Annotated in this window: 19 protein-coding genes, 1 tRNA gene and 3 pseudogenes; 12 read left to right on the top strand and 11 right to left on the bottom strand. The window is 68.4% G+C overall.

The features are described from left to right. Positions 1–7: 7 nt before the first annotated feature. Positions 8–694 (bottom strand): response regulator transcription factor, encoded by a 687-nt coding sequence (locus EDD28_RS02395; protein WP_123738163.1) that lies wholly within the window; start codon positions 692–694, stop codon positions 8–10. 224 nt (positions 695–918) lie between these two features. Between EDD28_RS02395 and mobF the strand changes: the two genes are divergently transcribed. Both mobF and EDD28_RS02385 read left to right on the top strand, forming a co-directional pair. Beyond that, positions 919–4,386 (top strand): MobF family relaxase, encoded by a 3,468-nt coding sequence (gene mobF, locus EDD28_RS02390; protein WP_123738162.1) that lies wholly within the window; start codon positions 919–921, stop codon positions 4,384–4,386. Between the two features lie 10 nt (positions 4,387–4,396). Then, on the top strand, positions 4,397–5,269 hold the full coding sequence (locus EDD28_RS02385) for a serine hydrolase domain-containing protein (RefSeq protein ID WP_123738161.1): 873 nt from the start codon (positions 4,397–4,399) through the stop codon (positions 5,267–5,269). Positions 5,270–5,288: 19 nt separating this feature from the next. Here EDD28_RS02385 and EDD28_RS02380 read toward each other — a convergent pair whose 3' ends face one another. From EDD28_RS02380 to EDD28_RS17810, 3 genes and pseudogenes are all read right to left on the bottom strand, one after another. Beyond that, positions 5,289–5,867 carry a GNAT family N-acetyltransferase gene (locus EDD28_RS02380; RefSeq protein WP_123738160.1) on the bottom strand — a complete coding sequence of 193 codons (579 nt, stop codon included), beginning with the start codon at positions 5,865–5,867 and terminating at the stop codon, positions 5,289–5,291. An 82-nt stretch (positions 5,868–5,949) separates the two neighbouring features. Continuing rightward, a pseudogene (locus tag EDD28_RS02375) lies at positions 5,950–6,975 on the bottom strand (AAA family ATPase); the annotation flags it as partial. Between the two features lie 15 nt (positions 6,976–6,990). Then, positions 6,991–7,215, bottom strand: a pseudogene (locus tag EDD28_RS17810) (relaxase domain-containing protein); the annotation flags it as partial. 490 nt (positions 7,216–7,705) lie between these two features. On the opposite strand from EDD28_RS17810, the gene EDD28_RS02370 reads away from it, so the two are divergent. Together EDD28_RS02370 and EDD28_RS02365 are read left to right on the top strand one after the other, a co-directional pair. Continuing rightward, positions 7,706–8,947, top strand: a complete 1,242-nt coding sequence (locus EDD28_RS02370; protein WP_148059521.1) for an ImmA/IrrE family metallo-endopeptidase — start codon at positions 7,706–7,708, stop codon at positions 8,945–8,947. A 219-nt stretch (positions 8,948–9,166) separates the two neighbouring features. After that, entirely contained in the window at positions 9,167–10,315 is a 1,149-nt protein-coding gene (locus EDD28_RS02365; protein WP_245967886.1) for a DNA cytosine methyltransferase, read from the top strand. Positions 10,316–10,359: 44 nt separating this feature from the next. On the opposite strand, the gene EDD28_RS02360 is transcribed toward EDD28_RS02365, so the two are convergent. After that, on the bottom strand, positions 10,360–10,890 hold the full coding sequence (locus EDD28_RS02360; protein ID WP_211339093.1) for an aspartate/glutamate racemase family protein: 531 nt from the start codon (positions 10,888–10,890) through the stop codon (positions 10,360–10,362). A 143-nt stretch (positions 10,891–11,033) separates the two neighbouring features. Here EDD28_RS02360 and EDD28_RS02355 point away from each other — a divergent pair, with 143 nt between their 5' ends. Continuing rightward, the gene (locus tag EDD28_RS02355) at positions 11,034–11,690 is read left to right on the top strand and encodes a helix-turn-helix domain-containing protein (RefSeq protein ID WP_170169323.1); all 657 of its coding nucleotides are present in this window, start codon (positions 11,034–11,036) and stop codon (positions 11,688–11,690) included. A gap of 81 nt (positions 11,691–11,771) precedes the next feature. On the opposite strand, the gene EDD28_RS02350 is transcribed toward EDD28_RS02355, so the two are convergent. Next, on the bottom strand, positions 11,772–12,173 hold the full coding sequence (locus EDD28_RS02350) for an MmyB family transcriptional regulator (RefSeq protein ID WP_211339092.1): 402 nt from the start codon (positions 12,171–12,173) through the stop codon (positions 11,772–11,774). A gap of 73 nt (positions 12,174–12,246) precedes the next feature. Here EDD28_RS02350 and EDD28_RS02345 point away from each other — a divergent pair, with 73 nt between their 5' ends. The 4 genes and pseudogenes from EDD28_RS02345 to EDD28_RS17800 form a co-directional block, all read left to right on the top strand. Further along, positions 12,247–12,765: a hypothetical protein gene (locus tag EDD28_RS02345; protein ID WP_123739882.1), complete on the top strand. Its 519-nt coding sequence runs from the start codon at positions 12,247–12,249 to the stop codon at positions 12,763–12,765. Next, positions 12,765–12,971: a hypothetical protein gene (locus tag EDD28_RS02340; RefSeq protein ID WP_123738156.1), complete on the top strand. Its 207-nt coding sequence runs from the start codon at positions 12,765–12,767 to the stop codon at positions 12,969–12,971. Before EDD28_RS02345 ends, EDD28_RS02340 begins: the two co-directional genes overlap by 1 nt. 160 nt (positions 12,972–13,131) lie before the next feature. Further along, on the top strand, positions 13,132–13,728 hold the full coding sequence (locus tag EDD28_RS17805) for a recombinase family protein (protein ID WP_245967885.1): 597 nt from the start codon (positions 13,132–13,134) through the stop codon (positions 13,726–13,728). A gap of 18 nt (positions 13,729–13,746) precedes the next feature. Then, positions 13,747–14,199 (top strand): annotated as a pseudogene (locus EDD28_RS17800) (recombinase family protein); the annotation flags it as partial. 72 nt (positions 14,200–14,271) lie between these two features. Here EDD28_RS17800 and EDD28_RS17795 read toward each other — a convergent pair. From EDD28_RS17795 to EDD28_RS02325, 4 genes are all read right to left on the bottom strand, one after another. Then, positions 14,272–14,460 (bottom strand): hypothetical protein, encoded by a 189-nt coding sequence (locus EDD28_RS17795; RefSeq protein ID WP_245967884.1) that lies wholly within the window; start codon positions 14,458–14,460, stop codon positions 14,272–14,274. A gap of 78 nt (positions 14,461–14,538) precedes the next feature. Next, positions 14,539–14,799, bottom strand: a complete 261-nt coding sequence (locus tag EDD28_RS17790; RefSeq protein WP_245967883.1) for a hypothetical protein — start codon at positions 14,797–14,799, stop codon at positions 14,539–14,541. A gap of 27 nt (positions 14,800–14,826) precedes the next feature. After that, a tRNA-Ala gene (locus tag EDD28_RS02330) sits at positions 14,827–14,902 on the bottom strand. A gap of 132 nt (positions 14,903–15,034) precedes the next feature. Next, positions 15,035–16,753 carry a dolichyl-phosphate-mannose--protein mannosyltransferase gene (locus EDD28_RS02325; RefSeq protein ID WP_170169321.1) on the bottom strand — a complete coding sequence of 573 codons (1,719 nt, stop codon included), beginning with the start codon at positions 16,751–16,753 and terminating at the stop codon, positions 15,035–15,037. A gap of 39 nt (positions 16,754–16,792) precedes the next feature. Between EDD28_RS02325 and rsmI the strand changes: the two genes are divergently transcribed. Next, positions 16,793–17,719 (top strand): 16S rRNA (cytidine(1402)-2'-O)-methyltransferase, encoded by a 927-nt coding sequence (gene rsmI / locus EDD28_RS02320; RefSeq protein WP_123739881.1) that lies wholly within the window; start codon positions 16,793–16,795, stop codon positions 17,717–17,719. 254 nt (positions 17,720–17,973) lie between these two features. Further along, a complete protein-coding gene (locus EDD28_RS02315; RefSeq protein ID WP_245967882.1) occupies positions 17,974–19,437 on the top strand; it encodes an asparaginase in 1,464 nt (487 codons plus the stop codon). Positions 19,438–19,521: 84 nt separating this feature from the next. Here EDD28_RS02315 and EDD28_RS02310 read toward each other — a convergent pair whose 3' ends face one another. Continuing rightward, entirely contained in the window at positions 19,522–20,097 is a 576-nt protein-coding gene (locus EDD28_RS02310) for an isochorismatase family protein (protein ID WP_123738153.1), read from the bottom strand. 129 nt (positions 20,098–20,226) lie between these two features. On the opposite strand from EDD28_RS02310, the gene EDD28_RS02305 reads away from it, so the two are divergent. Continuing rightward, positions 20,227–21,423, top strand: coding sequence for an aminotransferase class I/II-fold pyridoxal phosphate-dependent enzyme (locus EDD28_RS02305; RefSeq protein ID WP_123738152.1), 1,197 nt, complete (start codon positions 20,227–20,229; stop codon positions 21,421–21,423). The last annotated feature ends 239 nt before the right edge of the window (positions 21,424–21,662 follow it).

The following is a 21,662-nucleotide window of genomic DNA, read 5'->3' as shown; positions in this document are numbered from 1 at the left end:
AACCTCTCTATTTCTCAGCATGATTTCGGCCGAGACGATAGCCGATCCCTCGAATGGTCAAAATAATTGTCGGCCTGGATGAATCATCTTCGATCTTGTCACGAAGCCGTTTAATGTACACCGACAACGTGTTGTCAGTGACGAACTCCCCGGCAGCATCCCACAGTTCGTCGAGCAGACGTGAACGCGTCAGCACATTCGACGGGTTAGTAAGAAAAAGCAGCAACAGTCGATACTCGAGGGCCGACAGCGCAACATCCCGTCCACGCTTAGACACTGTCCCACTGGCAAGATCTGCCACCAGGCCATTTACCTCGACCCGAGAAAGCGAAGGGCTGTTCTTTCGCAGCGTCGCATGAATACGCGCGAGAAGCTCACGGGGGCGAAACGGCTTTTGAACATAGTCGTCGGCTCCCATGTTCAAACCAGTAACCACGCTGGCCTCGTCTCCAGAAGCCGTCAGAAAGATCACTGGGACACCCTTATGTGCTTTGACCTCAGTGCAAATCGAGTAACCGTTACCATCCGGCAACGAGATATCGACAACAGCTACATCGAAGTCTCTCGCTGTCACCGCTTCTAGAGCCTCTGCCCGAGTAGCAGCGTGGATGGAAGCAAAACCAGCTGACTCGAACAATTTCGTGAGGCCATCAGCAATGTCCCGGTCGTCTTCCACAAGCAGAATTGTCTGCATACCTCAACTCCTACTATTTGCAGACATCCGACCACCCCAGCAGTCGATCCAGGCTCCGCTACTTCTCTACCCTAACTCGCCCCGACCATCTCACCCATGAGCACCACAGCGACAACTCCCTGAGCTCCCGAAGCGTCACAGCATCCTGACCCATCAAATCATTCACGGTTATGCACGTATGCCACGGCGGGGCCGTGGCGCACACCTCCCTCATGAGACGACTCATGAGGGAGGCCGAGATGAAGGGCGGGGTGATCCTCTTCCGCGGCAACGGTGCCGCCGCGCGCCGGTACGTCGAGGCCGACCGCTCCCGTGCCGACGACTACTACCTCGGCGCAGACGATACCGTAGCCGAGTACGCGGTGCTCGACGCGCGCGGCGAGGTCACCGCCGCCCGGTCGTTGTCGGCGGTCGAGTATGAGGGTTGGGTGGACTGGATCAACCCCGAATCTGGTGAGTCGATGGGCACTCCACGCCAGGCGGGCGAGAGGTCGAAGGGGTCGCCGTTGTTCGCCGAAATGACGATCAACGCGCCCAAGTCCCTGTCGGTCGCCGCCGCCCTCCACCCCGAAGTCTCCGAAGCCCTCGACGCCGCCCAACAAGACGCCCTCACCGAGATACGCCGCTGGCTCGGTCAGCATTCCGTCACGAGGGTTGGCCCGCGTAATGCGCGGGAGGTCGTACCCATCGAACACATGCAGGTCGTCGGCATCACTCACAAGACCTCCCGTGCGGGTGATCCGCACCGGCATATCCACATGCAGATCGGCACCCGCATCTTCGCCGCCGGGAAGTGGCGGGCACTGGACACGGCGGCGTTGTTCAAGCAGCAAGGCGCGATCCGCGCCCTCGGCACGGCGGTGATCGCCGCGCACCCGCAGCTCGCTCAGACCCTCGCAGAGCACGGCCTGACACTTGATCCGGCGTCCGGTGAGGTGTCCGAGTTGCAGCCGTTCAACGGGGTGATGTCGAAGCGGTCGGCGCAGATCAAGCGCAACTTGGAACGCCTCGAAGCCGAATGGGAGCAGGCGCATCCGGGTGAGCAACTGGGGCCGGTGATGACGGCGCGTTTGCAGGGCATCGCCTGGACGTATCAGCGGCCAGGAAAGAAGCCCGCCGACTTGAAGAACGAGCAATGGTGGGTGCAGGAACTCCGCGACGCGGGATACGACCCCGCAACGTCTGAGCGCCGTGCCGCGCAACCTGCGGTGGCAGTAGATGAGCTATCCGTGCAGGAGGTTGCATCGCGTGCGCTCGATCGCTGTGCGGCGGGTGCGTCAGCGTGGACGCGGCACACGATCCAGGAGCATGTCACTCGCATCACCACCGAGGCAGGCGTGCAAGTCGCACCCGCTGAGTTGCGGGAGTTCATCACCGTGGCGACTGAGCTTGCCGCCTCGGACTGCTTTTCTGTCCTGCCGCCCGGTTCGGCGACGCCGGAGCATGTCGCACATCTGACGAGCCTGAGCGTGGTTGCCGCTGAGACCGCGCTACGCGACCAACTCACCGCCGCAACACAGCGCCGTGAGCCAGAGCACCCCGACGTGACCGAAGCCGCGCGAACGGCTGGACTCGATGAAGGGCAGACCCTCGCGGCAGCAGCGGTGGCCTCGACCGATGCGCTGGTGATCGTGGAGGGCGCGGCGGGCAGTGGAAAGACGAACATGCTGCGCGCCGCTATCGAAGTTGCCGCCGAGCATGGCAGGGCATCGCGGGTGGTCGCGCCGACGTTGCGCGCCGCGCAGGTCGCGCACGAAGAACTCGGGGTGCCCGCAACCAGTGTTGCGGCGCTCGTGTATGCGCACGGGTGGCGGTGGAACCGTGACGGCGTATGGACACGCCTCGCTGTGGGCGACCTCGATCCCGAGAGCAAGCGCACCTACACCGGCCCGCCGAAGGATGCAGTGTTGTCGCGGGGTGAGCGGGTGATCGTGGATGAGGCCGGGATGCTCGACCAGGACACCGCCCACGCCCTCTTCGCTGTGACCGCCGAGGCGGGGACGACGGTCGCACTCGTCGGCGACCGCGCCCAGCTCCCCGCGGTTGGTCGGGGCGGGGTGCTCGACATGGCCGCGCAGATCAGGGGCCGCCGCTACGACATGACCGAGCTGCACCGCTTCACCGATCCCGACTACGCGGCGCTCACACTGGCGATGCGCGACCGCGAGACCCCTGGCGACGTGTTCGACCAACTCGCCGCGATGGGGCTCGTGACGCTGCACGCTGATGATGAGCAAGCCCGCGAGCACATCGCTGAGCACGCCCACGACGGCGAAGCGATCACGGTCGCCACGAACGACGAAGCGGCGGAGTTGAACGAGCGCATCCGTACCGGCCGGATTGAGCGGGGTGAGGTCGATGACGAGGTGACGGCGACCGGCAGTGACGGTCTCGCCATCGGGGGCGGTGACCTGATCCAGACCCGCAGAAACGACACTGCGCTCGGGGTTGCGAATCGGCAGCAGTGGATCGTCCAGCAGGTCACCGACGACGGCACCGTGTATGCCCGCGAGGTTGGCAGCGGCCGGAAGAACCCCCGCACAGTCACCCTTTCGCCCGAGTATGTGGGCGAGCACGCGCACCTGTCCTACGCGGCGACCGCGTACGGCGTCCAAGGCGCAACCGTCGCCGCCTCCCACACGATCCTGTCGGAGGCGACCACCGCTGCCGGGGTCTACGTCGGCATGACCCGAGGCCGCGAGGTAAACCGGCTCCACGTCGTCGCCGAGAACATGGCCGACGCCAGGGCACAGTTCATCGAGGCATTGGAACGCGACCCGGCAGACCGAGGCCTCGCCCATGCCACCCGCGCCGCCGAGGACGCCGTTCGCGGCATGATCGTGGACGGCCCCGTTCAGTTCGTGAACGATGAGATTGCTGCCCTGTTGCAGCGCGCCGACAGTGCCCAGGTGGTGGCTGAACGCTGGCAGCGAGTCAGCGCGGCTCTCTCCAACTTGAATGCTGGTGAGATGGCGCGACGCGAGACGGCGCGGGCCACCGAGCAAGCCGCCCGCGCGCGGGTCGAACAGATGCGTGAGCAGATCACCACGCCGCTCGTTTCATCCGCGAGAGCAGCGTTTACCGCGTGGCAGCAGAGTGAAGCTGCCGAGCGCGCAGCAGGATCGCAGCTGAGGGAGGCGTCGTGGTTGGGGAAGCGTCGCGCACGTGAAGAGCACGAACGCGCCACCGCGCGACTCAACGATGTTCGCGAGCAGTTGACGAACGAGTGGGGCGAATCCCCGAGATGGAACGACCGCGTGGACGGCTGGGTCGAGCGAGTTACCCGGCCCAGGATCGATAACGATCCTGGCTTGGCTGACGCTGAACGGGAGCATCGGGCCGCACGCGATGCGTCGCTGAGTAGGCCGGAACAGGCAAGGGCAGCGAGGCTTACGGCGGTCGCGCGCGTCTTCGGCGTGGACACGGTAGCCCGCAATCGACAGGCGTACCTCACCGCGAACCCCGCGCAAGAAGCCGCACGCGCCGCGAAGACCGCGAACCAGGCGAGAAAGGAAGCCGAGTTGTTGCGGTCCCTGACACCTGCCGAGGCAGTCGCACGGATCGAGCGCACCCGTGCTGCGCAGAGGGCACGTCAGGCTGAGCAGGTCGAGCAGGAACGCCGACGTCGGTCTGCTTTTGACCAGCAGCGCAGGAGTACGCCGGAACAGGGCGGTTTCAGTCGGGGTCTATAGGCTTGGCGGCATGAGTTGGTTGGTGCGTCAGAAGAGCGTGGCGTACCGGCTCCGAGACGGCGGAACGGTCACCGCGGAGAAGTTCGGGCGGCTGCATCAGGGTGCCCCGATGCTCGAGTGGGGGTCGATCACCAAGACCGTCACCGCTCGAATCGCCGAGCAGTTAGATCAGGCAGCGACCCTCGATCTCTCTGCGCCCGTCGCCGAGTACCTGCCGGAGTCACAGCTCCCGGAAACGGTCGATGTTCGTTCGCTCGTCACGCACACCTCCGGTCTGCCGAGGCTGCCAGAGGGGATCATCACTAACCTCGTGGAACTGCGCGACCCGTACGCGAAGTACACCACCGCATACTTCGACGCTGAGGTGCTGCCCACGCTTGCCGGTCAGCACACCGGCACCGTGGGATCGTTCGACTACTCGAACCTCGGATACGCAGTCCTCACGCGGTTACTCGAAGTTGTCACCGGGCGTGACTGGTGGACACTCGCCACCGACGAAGTGTTCGCGCCGCTCCGGATCGCCGAAGTCACCATCACCCCACCCCCGGACCGGGTGCCAGTGCTGCGCACCTGGACCGGCAGCGTTCGTCAACAGTGGAAAGACACCGGCCCGTTCATCGGCGCGGGCGGCGTGCACGGCACCTTCGACGCGCTCGAACAATACGCCACGGCCGTCGCCCGGCACACTCTCGGCAAGAAGCCCCTGGGATGGATGGACGACCCCCTGCTCTGGTGGCACAACGGCCATAACCGCGACCACGGAGCATTCATCGGCATCTCGCACGACGGATCACGAGTCATCACCGTGCACACACTCGGACACAGGGCCGGACGCGCAGACACAACCGCCACTGCACTTGTACGAGACCGCTTACGCACCTGACGGATAGTGGGATATCTCTTTAGTTCTGTGCGAGCATTTTCCGCATGAGTACGCGAGGAAAGCCCTCGATCATCGATGCTGTCTCGGCAGCTACCGTGAATCCCGCGCTTTCAAACAAGCTCCGTGTGCCTATGTACGCCATAGTGAGGCTGATCTTCTCACCGCCATTATCGACGGGATACCCCTCGATAGCGGGTGCGCCATGGTTACGTGCGAAGGTGACGGCACCATCAATGAGGGCGTGCATGATTCCTTGCTTGCGATACCCGGGTCGCACGCGAAAGCACCAAAGCGCCCAGGCATCGATCTCGTCCACATGGGGAATAGTCCGGCTTCGCGCGAAGTTCGTGTCTGAACGTGGGTGAACAGCGGCCCAGCCAACGGGCTCGTCGTCAAGGTAAGCAATCACCCCAGGGGGCAGTTCCTCTTGACACAACTCTCGCACCCGATCAGCGCGAGCGGCACCCCGCAGACTAGTGTTTTCCTTGGTGCTGATCCGATCAGCGAGACAGTAGCACCCGTTTGAAGTCGGCTTCTTCGGCCCTACCAAGAGCGCCACATCCTCGAACACTGTGGCCGGTCGAATCTCTAGTCCCACGGCACAAGTTTAGTCGAGAGCGCTCAGTAGACTATTCTTGCGGACACAATCACAGGTGAGTGCGTTTGGGGCACCTCGGCTAGCCGAGCTCGACATGCTCGGCCGCGTACTCGGCCGGGATCACGACCGAGCCGCCCCATCGCTGGCCGGCGCGGCGGAGAGTGAGAGAGCCGTCGTCGCGGACCTCGGTAACCGTCCACCTGTTGCCGTTGCGAACCCAGCCTCGACCCGCGCGGAGGCGGCGGTCGTTGTTGCGGGTGATGACGGTATCGCCGGCCGCGGCACGCTGACCGTTGTGCAGCTCGACCTCGCGGCCGGCGTTTACCGTGCCGTCCAGGATCAACTCGGCGCGCGCCCGCTCGTTCAACGCCTGCACCGACTCGTTCGAGTCCGCGACCAGCACACTCGCCCACCCGCCGAGCACATCGGCGCGCCAGGCGGCGTAGGCGGCCTCGATCATTACCTCCATGTCGCCCTCGCTGATGCGTTGATGCGTCGCGTAGGCCTCGATGACGGTGGCGTCGCCGTGCCGCAGGCCGAGGGAGGCCGCCTTCTCCCACTCGTTCCTGAACCTGTGGATGTCGACCAGCTCGGGGGCGTCGTCGCGGTCATGGACGAGCATCGCGTAGGCGTCGGATGCGGTCGGTGACTGGAGCTGGGCGTAGTCCCCGACCAGCAGCGTCTTCGCCCCGGCTTCGACGGCAAGGGCGGTGATGCGGTCGAGGGAGACGGTGCCGGCCAGGGATGCCTCGTCGATGATGACGAGCTGGCCCTTGCGGAACGTCTCGCCGTACATGATGTGGTTCTGCCACCACTTCGCCGTGTTCTCTGTAGCGATCCCGAGGTCATCGGCAAGGACCTGCGCCGCGACCGCGGACGGCGCAAGCCCGACCACGCTGCCGTGCCCGTGCTCGTGTTCCCAGGCGCGTCGTAGGGCGTTCATCGCGGTTGTCTTCCCAGCCCCGGCGGGACCCACGAGCACGTCGATGAGTCGGCCGGAGAGGGCGATCTTCGTTAGCACGTCCGCTTGGTCTTGGCCGAGGGTGCGGCCGTGCCGGTCGGGGCGGCGGGTGATGCGCTCCACGGTGACGAGGGGCACGGTCGGCCCGGGCGGGGCACCCGTGACGGGGTGCCGACCGAGGCCGAGGAGAAGTTCGAGCTGAGCTTCGGTGACCTGATCGCCCTCCGCGATCATCCCTCCTAGCGCCGCGACGCCAGCGCCGAGCCACTGCCCCGGCGGAGTGCCCGCCTCGGCGTAGTAGCGCGTCAGCGGGGTTGAGAGCGACCTGTCGCCGTGCCCGGCGACGACCGTGCGCAGCAGGTACCTGTAGCCATCACCCGCACTCATCACCCGCATCGACACTGTCACTGGCAGGACCTCCTCAGTCTGAGGTACGCATCACGCTCGGCCGTGGCAATGCTGCTTGGTAGCATCGCGATATGAGAACGCCTGGTAGGAGACGCCCGCGACCCCAGGCGCTCGCGACCCATCCAGAGGCACGCGAGTTGGAAAGATGGGCCGAGAACGTCACCTACATCGGTTCCCCCGAGCACAAGACATACCCCTCGTTCGCCGGGCGTCCCAAGCTTCGGTCAGATGCGACGCCGTGCCCGAAGGAACTCAACAACGCGGACTCGATCGGCACTTGGCTGCGCGAGGCTATCCTCCGCGGAAACGTCAGCGCGTACCGGGATCAGGGAACGTACCCGCGCTATGTCTGGGACATTCGCGAAGGCCGATGGTTCGAAGCCCGACTGGTGAATGCTGTCTCGGGTACCTACAAGGGCTATCCCGTCACAGAAGACAGCATCCCTCGCGAGCTGCGAGAGCGAGCGTCATGACGCTCGCGATTGATTGCGCCTGGGAGTCTGCCCCCGGGGTACGAGCGCCCGAGCTGCGAGCGACCTGGGCGCGACTGCGCATCACAGTTGGCGACCAGACTGCGACGCTCGTGAAGGAGCGAGAAACTCCAGCTCAGGTGCGCGAAAGCATCGATGTTGCCGCCTACCCGCTGGCCGAGTGGCTGGCCATTAACTGGTGGGCGCTTGACACTCGATCTCACCTTCCGGACTACGAAGGGCTGAATCTCGCCGGTGCCGGCGACGGATTCCCATGGCCGACGATGGTTCTCCGTTCGGACCGCCAGCAGATGTGGGTGCGGGTTACGCCTCGCCAGGATCAAGGTCTGAGGGTCCACAGTCTCGCGTCTATCAATGCGGTGCTTGACGGTGATGAAGTACTTCGCTCGCTGGGTCGTTTCATCGATGCGACCGTGCGTCGTCTCGACGAGTCCGGCGTCACAGGAACGCTGCTGCAGGACGAGTGGTCAGCGATCCAAGAAGCCGACGCCGAAGTGCGGCAGTTCGCGATGGTTGCAGCGTCATGGGGCTTTGATCCGTACGACATCTCCGACGACGTCGCACACGCGCTGCTGTCCGCAGGCGAGGCTCTCAACGACAATGCCTTACTTGCGGACCTTGCGCGCGCCGTTCCATTCTCAGCCCTGGAATCAGCCGAGAACTGGCTGCGGGACGCAATTCGCGCTAAGCGGTCGGCCGATGCGCGAGTTCGACCGCTGCCCGCCTTCGAGCCATTGTTGAGCGTCTCCGGCGCGGCACCGTGGCGAGAGGGTTACCGCAGGGCAGACGCTCTGCGCGAGGAGCTCGGTCTTTCGCTCACGGACCCGGTCCCGATCGAGGACTTCGTGGCGCTCTCGCATGCGTCCAGTCAGCCGCCGGAAAACGTCGAGGCTCTCGCGAGAGTGGATGGCGACGAGACAGCCGCGATAGTTGGTCCGGACATCGACCCGTCGGCTCCGCGAGGCCGATTCATCGGTGCTCGCGCGCTCGCCCGCCGGATCACAGATCCTCGGACGCGATCTTCCCTTCTGACACGCGGCGCCCGATACACGGACAAGCTTGAGCGAGCGTTCGCTGCCGAGTTCCTCGCCCCCGCGGCAGGGCTGCGTGAACTTCTCGATGGCGACTTCAGCGAAGAGTCGCAAGCTCGGGCCGCCAGAGCATTTCGGGTGAGTGACCTCGTTATCGGCCACCAGATCGACAACCAGCTGGCGGCGTAGTTCCTTTTCGGCTGCTGGCCGCTGCTACCGCGTACCTGATCCGTGCTCGTCTGATACGGGCGACCGCGCAATCTCTAGCGACGCATTGGTGTGCTGTTGCTGCCCCTCGATCTGCAAGAGGCGTGATCGCTCAGAACCGAGGCGAGGAAGCGGGCTCCGGCGAGCCCGTCAGCGGAGCTGGGTCGTTCGGTCGCAGGAGGCGCGGCGAGCACCTGGCAGGTGACCAGCCCGGCGTCGAGTTCGCGAGCGGACCTCGGCCGGGATCACCGAGCTGCCGGAGTCCTCATCCACGAGCCGAACACCGACGAGGACGAGCGCCTGCGGGTCGGGTCGCTGTTCTCCGGCTACGGCGGACTCGACCTCGCCGTCGAGGAAGTCTCTGACGCCCGCACCGCGTGGTTCTCCGAAATCAACGAGCCCGTCGCCCGCGTCTTCGCCCACCACTGGCCCGACGCCCCGAACCTCGGAGACATCACGACGATCGACTGGAGCAGCGTCGAGCCTGTCGATGTTCTCTGCGGCGACTTCCCCTGCCAGGACGTGTCCACGGTCGGTCGCATGGCCGGCCTCGCACCCGGCACTCGCTCCGGCCTGTGGGCGCACATGGCGACCGCGATCGAGGCGCTGCAACCCGAATGGGTCGTTATCGAGAACGTCCGTGGCCTGCTCTCCGCGACCGCGACCCGCGGCGCGAAGCCGAAAGGAGACGACGATGAGCGACGCAACCCCGCCAACGCAACCCCCGGCGCTGCAACCCTTCGCAACCTGGAACCCGAGCCGTGGGATATGGGAGACGAGCCAGCCCGACCTCTACGGGCACTTGGCGCCGTACTCGGAGACCTGGCCGACCTCCGGTATGACACGCGATGGATCGGCCTACCTGCTTCCGCGATCGGCGCGCCCCACCCCCGATTTTGCATCTTTATCCTCGCCCACCGCGCTGTTCCGCACACCGCTCGCCTCGGACTCAGCCAAGGGCGGCGAGACGCTGGACCACGTGCGGGCACGTCGGGGAACGATCGCGCTGAGCCACCAAGTGATCGACCTCGTGACCAAGCGAGGGCGGCGTCCATCCCCGGAGGCGACGTTCGCGCTGATCGAGGAGTTCTTCGAGGCTGGGGACGCTACGCCGGAGCCATCACCCGATGGGAGCGCATTACCGGACGACCCGCCCCAGCTCCCGCCATCCTGAACGACGACATGGGGCACCGTCCTGCGCCTGAGTTCGTGGAGTGGTTGATGGGGCTTCGTGAGGGCTGGGTCACCGATCCCGCGTTCGGCCTCACGCATGCGCAGCAACTCGCCGCTCTCGGGAACGGGGTGCTGCCTCGCCAGGCTCAGGCGGCGCTCGCCGTTCTGCGCGGCTGACGGTCAGCTCGGACCGATGATCCCCCTCACGCGAGGTTCACGTGTCACTTCTCGGTGAGGCTGACGTTGACAATGGCCTCGACGTGCAGGGCTGTGGAGTCGAGCAGGGGCAGTGAGGGGAAGTCGTTCGGTCCGACGAGTTGGGTGATCTCGGTGCAGCCCAGGACGATGGCCTCGGCGCCGCGGTCGCGCAGGTCGTGCATGACCCGCACGTACTCGCGGCGTGAGTCGTCGGTGAAGACGTTGAAGGTCAGCTCATCGAAGATCACCCGGTCCACGAAGGCGCGGTCATCCTCGGCTGGCGCGACAATCGACAGTCCGTGCGAGGCGAGTCGGTCCTGATAGAAGCCTGCTTCCATGACCGGCAGCGTGCCGAGCAGCCCCAGGGCGCCGACGCCGGCTCGCCGTGCGGCCTGCGCGACGACATCGACGATGTGGAGGAAGGGGACGGATACGGCGGCCTCGATCGCGGGGCTGACCCGGTGCATCGTGTTGCTGCCGCAGGCGATGAAGTCTGCACCGGCCCGTTCGAGCCCCTGGGCTTTCTGCGCGAGGTAGGCGGCGGCTTCACCCATGCCTGAGCCCTGACGCATCGCTCGATGACCGCGAAGTTGACGCTGGACAGGAGCAGCTCGGCGCGTTCGTGGCCTCCTCGGAGCTGGTTCACGCGCTCGTTGATCCGTTCGTAGTAGTCCGTCGTGGCGACACTGCTCATGCCGTGAAGGAGCGCGATCGTCTTCATGTCCCGCATTCTCCGGTTCGCTATGATGACAAACGTACCAGTAACCCGAACTTCGGCGGTGGTGTCGTGGGAAACGGAACAGCGGCGGTCGCCAGGAACGTGCAGCGTCTGCGGGCCGACCGCGGGCTGACGCTGGCCGTCTTGGCGGAACGGTCCGGGGTGGCGAAGGGAACGATCAGCGAGTTGGAGAGGGGCCGCGGCAATCCCACCGTCGAGACGCTGTTCGCGCTCGCCTACGCGTTGGACGCGACCCTGGCCGACCTCGTGGAGGAGGAGCCGCCCGCCGGGGTGCAGATCGTCCGCGCCGCCGAAAGGCCACCCATCCCCGGTCAGCCCCTCGACGCCCGGCTGTTGCAGCGCTCCCGGCACACCCATGTCGCCGTCGAGACCTACGACTTCTCGCTCCACGCCAACTCCGATCACCACGCGAAGGCGCACCGACCCGGAACCCGCGAGCATGCCTATGTCCTCAGCGGCGAGGCCGACGTGGGACCGGAGAGCGCCCACGTACGCCTCGGCCCTGGCGACTATGCCAACTACCCCGCCGACGTTCCCCACGTGTACCGCAGCGCCGAGGGTGCCCAGCTCTTCCTCATCATGCTTGTCCCCACGACCACCCCGCCTTCACCGTGACCTCGCAGCCCCGAAGAGCCTGCGGGCTGAGATGGGTAGGCGGTTGTTCTCCCGATACGCAACGAGATGCCAACCGAGTCGTCAGCAGGACAGGGGCGACGTGGATTCTGCGACGGTGATCGTGTCGTTGTGTAGGACGTCGAGGAGGGCGAGGGCGTCGGCGGATGCCTGGTCGGCCGGGGTGTAGACCTCGATGCGGTGGTCGGGGGTGTCGGACTGCACCCACAGGTGGAAGTCGACGGTGAGGTCGCCGATGAGCGGGTGGCGCAGGCGCTTGGTGCCGGCGGTGCATTCGCCTACCCGGCCGGATGCCCACATCGCCGCGAAGCCCTCATCTCTCATGCAGAGCTCGCCGACGAGTTCGGTCAGGTGCGGGTCGTCGGGATGCTTGCCGCTGAGCAGCCGCAGATAGGCGACGTACTTCCTGGCCTCGGCATCCCAGTCCTGGAAGGTGCCGCGGAAGTCGGGGTCGAGGAACAGCATCCGGGGCAGGCAGGGCCTGACCCCACCGTTCCCACCCGACCCCGACGAGGCCGGCGAGCCCGACTTCGAGGACATCGAGCCTGATGACCCCACGCCGCCGGCCGACGATGGCCTGCTGCCCGAGCCGCCGCACCCGATCAACTGGAACCTGCTGACCGCCGACGAGGCCGAGACCGAGTGGCTGGAGCTCAACGCCTGGGTGAACTGGCTGCGCCGCACCTACGGGCTCCCGGCGAGCGTTGTGCCGCCGTTCTGGCGCCGGCACTCCGAGCTGGTGTGGGAGCTGTCCGCGCTGCACCTGCACTGGCTGTGCGCCTACGACCCCGAGCAGAACGGGTCCGCGCCGTTGGGCTGGCACCGCGACTTCGCCGACGCCCGCCAGCGGCTACGCGATTGGGTCGCCGCCTCCGGCACCCGCATCGACCGCGACCGTCCCACCCGACAGACCACCTGGCCCGGCGAGGACCCCGCCGAGCAGGTGGAGGACACGATCATCGCCCACCGTGACCAGGACTTCGTGCAATGGGTGCTCGATGACGTGGCCGACCGCCAACAGGCCGAGGACGAGTTCTACGCCGGCGGTGCGAACTGATGGTCCGCAACTACGAGCGCAAGACCAACCGGCGCCCCGAGAGCGAACGCGGCCTGCGCGTCGTCGTCACGCCCCGCCGCGAACCCGACCTGGAACTGCTGGCGCGGGTCATCGTGGACATGGCGATGACCGACCCGCTCGGCCTCCACCCCGCCAGCGACGAACCCGCCGCGCCGGACCTGGATCGTCGCGACACCAGCCGGTAGAATGGTGGTGTTGCCCTTCGAGGGCGCAATCAGTCGCTTCGGGTCCACCGGCATCATCGGTGGCTTACTTGACCGGCATCGCCGGTCATGCTCTTTCTCTCAACTGGCGCTCGCGGGATCACCGCGGAGGGCAGGCGACCGCCTGAGAGGAACGAGCACCATGCCCACCGCCACCCAAACTCCTACAACCGCCGAAGCCCCCGCCACCACACCGATCACCGGCGACGGCCTGAACGACGCGCAGCGCGCCATCGCCTACATCCGGGTCTCCACCAAGGAACAGGCCGAGCGCGGCGGGTTCGAGGAAGGCTTCTCCATCCCCGCCCAGCGCGACGCGATCCGCCGCGCCGCCGCCGAGGCCGGCGCGGTGATCGTGGAGGAGTTCATCGACGCCGGGGAGACCGCCACCAACGCCCGCCGTCCCGACCTGCAACGGATGCTCGCCTACATCAAGAGCAACCGGGTCGATCTGTGCATCGTCCACAAGCTCGACCGGCTCGCCCGCAACCGCGCCGACGACGTGGCGATCCACCTCGCGCTGCGCCAGGCCGGGGTGACGCTGGTGTCGGTCACCGAGAACATTGACGAGACCCCGACCGGGATGCTGCTGCACGGCATCATGTCCACCATTGCGGAGTTCTACTCCCGTAACCTCGCCGGCGAGGTCACCAAGGGACTCCAGCAGAAAGCCGCCGCCGGCGGCACCGTGTCCAAGGCCCCACTCGGGTACATCAACGTCCGCGAACGCGACCCCTAAGGCCGCGAGGTCCGCACTGTGACCGTGGACCCCGAGCGCGCGCCGCTGGTCGCGTGGGCGTTCGAGGCATACGCCGCGGGCAATCGTTCCCTGTCCGACCTGGCCGACGAACTCGCCGCCCGCGGGCTGACCAGCCTGCCCACCCCGAAGCGGCCCGCCAAGCCGATCGGGGTGTCCACGTTGCAGCGGATGCTGCGCAACCCGTACTACAAGGGCGACATCATCTACAAAGGCGCCCGGCACCTCGGCACCCACGACCGGCTCGTGCACCCGACCGTGTGGACCAAGGTGCAGAACGTCCTCGACGCCCACAACGTCGCCGGGGACCGCACGCAGACCCACGAGCACTACCTGAAAGGGTCGCTCTACTGCGGATGCGGCGCGCGCATGACGATCAACAACGCTCGCAACCGGCACGGCGAGACCTACCCCTACTTCATCTGCCTCGGCCGCCACGCCAACACCACCGCGTGCGAGCGCCAGGTGGTGCTCGTCTCGACCGTGGAGCACCTGGTCGCCGAGCACTACCGCACCATCGAGCTCTCACCCGAAGCCGCCGACGCGCTCACCGGGATGATCGAGGACATCTTCGACCGCATTGACGCCGAATCCGAGGCCCAGCGCCGCGACCTGACCCGCCAGAGGGAACGTCTCGAAGATGAGCAACTGCGGCTGCTGCAAGCCCACTACGCCGACGCGATCAGCCTGCCCGTGCTCAAGAAGGAACAGCACCGCATCGAAGGGATGCTCGCCGACATCGACCAGCGCCTCAACGCCTACCGGGCCGGACGCGAGGACGCCAAGCTCCGGCTACGCGCCTACCTGCACCTGGCGACCAACGCCCACGCCTTCTACCTCGCCTGCGACGAGGGCCGGCGGCGGCTGTGCAACCAGGCGTTCTTCACCAAGATCACCCTCACCGAGCACCTGGACGTGACCTCGGAGTTCACCGGCGTCTACGAAACCATCCTCGACCCGACCAACCGACTCCACGCCGAGTTCTGGCAGCGCACCGGCCAGCTCCACCCCGACATCGACCTCAACAACGAAGCAACCCTGCCCACCGATCACGGGGGCAGGGTTGGAACTTCGACCAAATGGTGGAGCAGAAGGGACTCGAACCCTCAACCCCCTCGATGCGACCGAGGTGCGCTACCAATTGCGCTACTGCCCCGTGAGCGCCGTTCCCGGCCACTCGTGGGTCCTGCCATGCGTCCCGGGCAGGCCCGGAAGCGCCTGACGATCCTAGCACCGTGTGCGCGCCGACGACGAATCGTGGCCGACCCCACCGGCTGGATCGACCCGGCTAGATCCAGCCGATGCGCAGCGACTCGACGTTCGGGATCCACATGTGGGTGCGCCAGTACTCGTACGGGATCGGCTCGCCGCTCCAGATCGGCCAGAAGTAGGCGGCGGCCACGAGCGCCAGCGCCACGACGGCGACGTAGATCCCGGCGCGCCAGCGTCGCTCGACCAGCGGCAGCGACGGACGGCCGAGCAGCACCCCGAGCCCGAACGCCAGCGCGAGCGCGACGTACGGCGCGAACGCCACCGTGTAGAAGGTGAAGATCGTCCGGTTCGCGAACGGCGCCGAGTAGGTGAACCACGGCAGGTACATGGCGGCGTAGCCGGCGAGGATCGCCCAGGCACGCCAGTCGCGGCGGCGCACGGCGAACCAGATGACGACGAGCAGCGCCGCGGCGCCGCCCCACCACACGACGGGGTTGCCGACGGCCAGCACGGCCTCGACCCAGCGTCCGCTGGCCCCGGCCGGGGTGTCGACGTCGCGCCACGCGAACGAGGTCGGACGGAGCTGGAGCAGCCAGCCGACCGGGTGGGAGGAGTAGGAGTGCTCGGAGTCCAGCCCGACGTGGAAGTGCCACGCCTGCAGGTGGTACTCGAGCAGCGAGTTGAGCGCATCGGGCAGCCAGGTGCGCTGCGGCACGTCCGCGACGGCGTTGACGTCGCTCGCCCACTGCCGGTCGTACGCGTTCGTCGAGACGAACCAGCTCGTCCACGCCGCCAGGTAGGCGAGCAGGGCGGCGGGGACGAGCGCGAGGAACGACGAGAGGCCGTCCCGCACCGCGCCGGCCCCGAACCACAGCCGGACGCCGACCGCGCGCCGGGCTGTGATCGACCAGACGACGGCGAGGACGCCGAACACCGCGACCGCGTACAGCCCCGACCACTTGACGCCGCACGCCGCACCGAGCAGCACGCCCGTCGCGACCAGCCACCACCGCGGTCCGACGCGCACGCCCCACGGGTCACGCAGCCGCCCGTGCTCCGCCAGCTCGGTCGCGGTCCGTTCCGCCAGCCGCCGACGGTAGGAGTCGCGATCCAGCAGCAGCGTCCCGAACGCGGCGAGCACGAGCGTCGAGAGGAAGATGTCGAGCAGGCCCGTGCGGGACATGACGATGTGGATGCCGTCGACCGCGAGCAGCAGCGCCGCCGTCGTGCCGAGGAGCGTCGAGCCGAGCAGCCGCCGGCCGATCCGGGCCACGAGCAGGACGCCGATGGTGCCGGCGATCGCGGCGGACAGCCGCCAGCCGACGAACGACTCGGTCCCGAGCAGCCGCATCCCGATCGCGATGAACCACTTCCCGAGCGGCGGGTGCACCACGTAGTCGGGATCGGTGCCCAGTCCCGAGTAGTCGCCGGATGCGAACGCCTCGTCGACCTCGTCGGCCCACCGCCCCTCGTACCCGAGCACGAGCAGCGAGTACGCCTGCTTGACGTAGTACGTCTCGTCGAACACGAGCCGCGCCGGGATGTCGAGCCGGACCAGCCGCAGCACGGCGGCGAGCGCCGTCACCGCCAGCGCGCTCAGCCACCCCCACAGGCGGTTCGTCTCCAGGGGGGCGACGAGCCGCGGCAGCAGCTCGGCGAGGTGCTCCGCCCTTGGCCGCCGGGCCTCGGTCTCCGTCGGGTCCGTCGCCGTCGGGTCGTCGACGACGCGGGTGTCCGCCGGCTCGGCGTCCTCCTCGACGATCGACGACGGCGGCGTGGACGGGGGCAGGCTCACGGGTGCGAGTCTAGGCGGGCGCCCGGGGAGAATGGCGGGATGGAGACGCCGAGGGACGACGAGCACGGTGCCAGCGAGGTGGCCGGCGACGACGGCGGGACCGGCGGGGCGAGGACCGCGTGGCGGCGGCGCGGCATGGTCGTGCTGGCCGGGACGCCGATCGGGAGCGCGCGCGACGCCTCGCCGAACCTGCGCGACCTGCTGACGGACGCCGACGTCGTGGCGGCCGAGGACACCCGGACGCTGGTCGAGCTGCTGCGCCGGCTGGACGTCGTGGCCCGCGGCACCCTCGTCAGCTACCACGAGCACAACGAGCGGGAGCGGGCGGCCGAGCTCGTGGCGAGAGCGGCGGCGGGGGAGACGGTCGCGGTCGTGACCGACGCCGGCATGCCGTCGGTGTCCGACCCCGGCTTCCGGGTGGCGGCCGCCGCGGCCGAGGCCGGCGTCCGGGTGACGGCGCTGCCGGGGCCGTCGGCGGTGGTGACGGCGCTCGCGGTCTCGGGGCTGCCGAGCGACCGGTTCTGCTTCGAGGGGTTCCTCCCGCGGCGGGCGGGGGAGCGGGACCGCGCGCTCGCCGAGCTCGCCGCCGAGCGTCGGACGATGGTGTTCTTCGCGAGCCCGCACCGGCTCGCCGCGGACCTCGCCGCGATGGCCGAGACGTTCGGCGCCGCGCGCGCCGCCGCCGTGTGCCGCGAGCTGACCAAGCGGTACGAGGAGGTGCGACGCGGGTCGCTCGCGGAGCTGACCGCGTGGGCAGAGGCGGGGGTGCGCGGTGAGATCACCGTGGTCGTCGCGGGTGCCGCGGCCGCGGAGATCGCCGAGCGGGCCGGGACGTCGGCCGACGTCGGCGCCCAGGCCCGCGAGCTGGCGGCGTCGGGGATGCGGCTCAAGGACGCGGCGGCGGTCGTCGCCGAGCGGACCGGGTCGACCCGGCGCGAGGTCTACGAGGCGGCGCTCCGGTCGTGACGGTCGGCCGACGCTCGTTCGAGCAGGTCGGCGTGAGGCGCGACGCGAGGTCGTGACGCGACGGTCGTTCGACCGACACCGCCGCGAAACGCCGGGGCAACGGCGGGTCAGCAGGCTGCGAGGACACGGCTGGCCACCGTGTCCCCCCTGACCTCACGACCGGAGGACCCGGAATGACCTCATCGACCCCTGCCCGCCCATCGGACTCGGCGCGCCGACGCGGCTCAGCGCGCCCGATCGCCGCAGCGGGTGCCGTGACCCTCGCGGTCGTCGGCACGCTCGCGCTCGCCTCTCCCGCTGCCGTCGCCGCACCGGACAAGCCCGTCGTCACGGTCGTCGCCACCGGCGGGACGATCGCGGGCAAGGCCACCGGACGCGAGGCGTTCACCAGCTACCGGGCCGGCACCTACACGATGGACGACCTGCTCGCCCAGCTCCAGCCCGAGATCGCCGAGATCGCCGACGTCAACGTCATCCAGTTCGGCAACAAGGGGTCGGGCGGGTACACGATCTCGGAGTTCTACGACCTCACCCGCACGGTCGAGCAGGCGCTCGAGACCAGCGACGGCGTCATCGTCACGACCGGGACCGACACCCAGGAGGAGTTCGCCTACTGGCTCGACCTCACGGTGCAGAGCCCCAAGCCGGTCGTGACGACCGGGGCGATGCGACCGTGGGCCGCGGGCGACAGCGCGGGCGAGGCCCCGGTGTTCGGCGCGGACGGTCCCGCCAACCTCTTCACGGCGATCCGGCTCGCGGCCAGCCAGCAGACCTACTGCTTCGGCACCGTCCTCATGCTGAACGACGAGATCCACGCGGCCCGCGAGGTGACCAAGGGCAACGCGACCATGAACGACACGTTCCAGACGCGGCTGGTCGGCGCCCTCGGCTGGGTCGCCGGGTCCGACATCTACCTCAACCGCGCCCCGGCCCGCGTCCTCGACTGCGGCACCGACGCGTGGGCGACGCCGTTCGACCTCTCGACGATCTCGGCCGGCGACCTGCCGGCCGTCGAGATCATGTACAACTACCAGGCCGCGAGCGGCGCCGGCATCCGGGCGTTCGCCGACGCGGGCGCGACCGGCATCGTGACGGCCGGGACGGGAGCCGGCGGCATCTCGGCCGACGCCAGCGCCGCGCGACGCGACGCGGTCGCGCGGGGCGTCTGGTTCGTCTCGACGACCCGGACGGGGTCCGGCGCGGTCGAGAGCACGGGGGAGGGGATCATCGCCGGCCTCGATCTCCTCCCGCAGAAGGCCCGGCTCATGCTCATGCTGACCCGCGCGTTCACCACGGACATCGAGCAGGCGCGGGTCTGGTTCGACACGGTGGCGGCGCCGTCCTTCGACATGTCGGCGTACGCCGACGCGGGACCGGAGCCGACGCCGAGCGAGGAGCCGACGACCGAGGAACCCAGCGGCGAGCCGACGACCGGTGAGCCGAGCGAGGAGCCCAGCGGTGAGCCGAGCGAGGAGCCGAGCGGAGAGCCGACGGACGGGCCGAGCACGGACGCCCCGACTGGTGTCACCGACGAGCCGTCGGACACGTCGAGCTCACCGGCCGGCGCCGCCTCCGGCGGGTCGAGCGGCGGCCCGCTCGCCTTCACCGGTGCGGGATCTGTCCCGCTCGTGCTCGGGGTCGCGCTCGTCCTGATCGTCAGCGGGGCAGCCGTCCACGGGCATCGGCGTCGTGCCCGTCATCTCACGATGACCGCCTGACGGGTGCCGGGTGGGGCCGATCAGACGTGGGTCGGCCCCACCTCGCCAGACCGGGCGCCGTGCCGTCGGGCCGGGAGCCGCCGGTCAGGCGGCGTCCTCGCTCGCGACCAGCACGACGCCCGCCCGGGCCATCTGCTCGCGCGCGGCGGCTCCCTGCTCGGGCGTCACCGGCACGGTGAGGTCGGTGATGACGCGGACGCCGAAGCCCTCGGTCACGGCGTCGAGCGCAGTGCGCAGCACGCAGTGCGACTCGGCGATGCCGACGACGTCGACGGAGCGGACCCCGGCGTCGTGCAGCAGGTCGACGAGGCGGCGACCGTCGGCGTCGTGGCCCTCGAAGCCGGAGTACGCCGCCTGGTACTGCCCCTTCTTGATCGCGGCGTCGGCGTCGAGGTCCGCGAGCGCCGGGTGCAGCTCGGCCTCCGCGGTGCCCGCGACCCCGTGCGGCGGCCAGGTGTCGACGTAGTCGGGCTGCTCCGAGAAGTGCTCGCCCGGATCGATGTGCCAGTCCTGCGTCGTGACCACGAGGTCGTACTCGCCGCGGTGGTGCGCGGCGTAGTCCGCGATCGCGGACGCGACGTCGTTGCCGCCCGCGACACCGAGGGCACCTCCCTCGCAGAAGGTGGGCTGGACGTCGACGACGATGAGTGCGCGTGCCATCGCTCCAGGCTAGATGACGGGTCCAGACGTCGTGAGTGCGGTCACCGGCCGACCCGGCCGGCCGGTCGGCTCCGTCCGGGCTCCGGTCCCCCGCGCCCGCCCGTCCTCGAACGCGAGTAGGTTCTCGCCATGGACTTCCGGCGCATCTCGGGCCTGCCCCCGTACGTGTTCACCATCATCGACGGGCTCAAGGTCGAGGCCCGGCGCGCCGGTCGGGACGTCGTGGACCTCGGCTTCGGCAACCCGGACCTGCCGAGCCCGCAGATCGCCGTCGACAAGCTGGCCGAGGCCGCCCACAACACGCGCAACCACCGCTACTCCAGCTCGCGCGGCATCCCGAAGCTGCGCGAGGCGGTCGCGGGTGTGTACGAGCGACGCTTCGGCGTGACGCTCGACCCCGAGCGGGAGATCCTCACGACGATCGGCGCCAAGGAGGGGTTCAGCCACCTCATGTGGGTGCTGCTGCAGCCCGGTGACACCGCGATCGTCCCGACGCCGAGCTACCCGATCCACATCTGGGGGCCGTACTTCGCGGGCGCCTCGACCCTGCAGGTGCCGATCGGCCTCGAGGAGGACGGTCCGAGCGGCGCCAGCTACGTCGACCGGGTGATGGAGGCGTGGGAGCTGGGGTCGCCCAAGCCGCGCGTGGTCGTCCTGTCCTTCCCGCACAACCCGACGACGGCGACGGTCGAGCTCGCCGACCTGCAGCGGCTCGTCGACTGGGCGCGGGAGCGCGACGTCGCACTGGTGCACGACCTCGCGTACGCCGACATGTGCTTCGACGGCTGGCAGCCGCCGTCGATCCTGCAGTGCGAGGGCGCCAAGGAGGTGGCCGTCGAGCTGTACTCGCTGACGAAGTCGTACTCGATGGCCGGCTGGCGGGTGGCGTTCATGCTGGGCCGGCCCGACGTCATCGCCGCGCTCACGCAGCTCAAGAGCTACCTCGACTACGGGACCTTCCAGCCGATCCAGATCGCCGCGACGGTGACGCTCAACGAGGCGACCGACTATCCGCGCGAGCTCTCCGACGTCTACGAGTCGCGTCGCAACGCGCTCGTGGACGGGCTGGCCCGCGCCGGGTGGGAGATCCACCGGCCGCGCGGGACGATGTTCGCCTGGGCTCGCATCCCCGAGCCCTACCGCGAGATGGGCTCGATCGAGTTCGCGACGCACCTGGTGCGCGAGTGCGACGTCGCGGTCTCGCCCGGCGTGGGGTTCGGGGCCGGCGGCGACGCGTTCGTCCGGTTCGCGCTCATCGAGAACGAGCAGCGGATCGCCCAGGCCGCCCGCGCGATCAAGCGAGGGCTCACGCGCCTGCAGGGCTGAGCTCCCGGAACGTCTGCACCGGCCGGGCAGCTCACGGGGCTCGACCCTTCGGGCCCCTGACCCTCATCGCGAGACCAGTCCACCAGGGCTGGCTCTCGTGGCACGCGGCGTAGTGCGTGGGCTTCGCCTCGAGCGCCGTGGTCGCGCCTGACATCCATCGGTCCAGGTGCACGGCGGCCGCCGGTCACCTGCGAGCGAGGCCCTCCGTCTCCGCGTCCGGCCACGTGGACTCTGCTCGG

This window comes from Salana multivorans (assembly GCF_003751805.1).
GTDB lineage: Bacteria > Actinomycetota > Actinomycetes > Actinomycetales > Beutenbergiaceae > Salana > Salana multivorans.
This window is presented reverse-complemented; position numbering and strand designations above follow the sequence as displayed.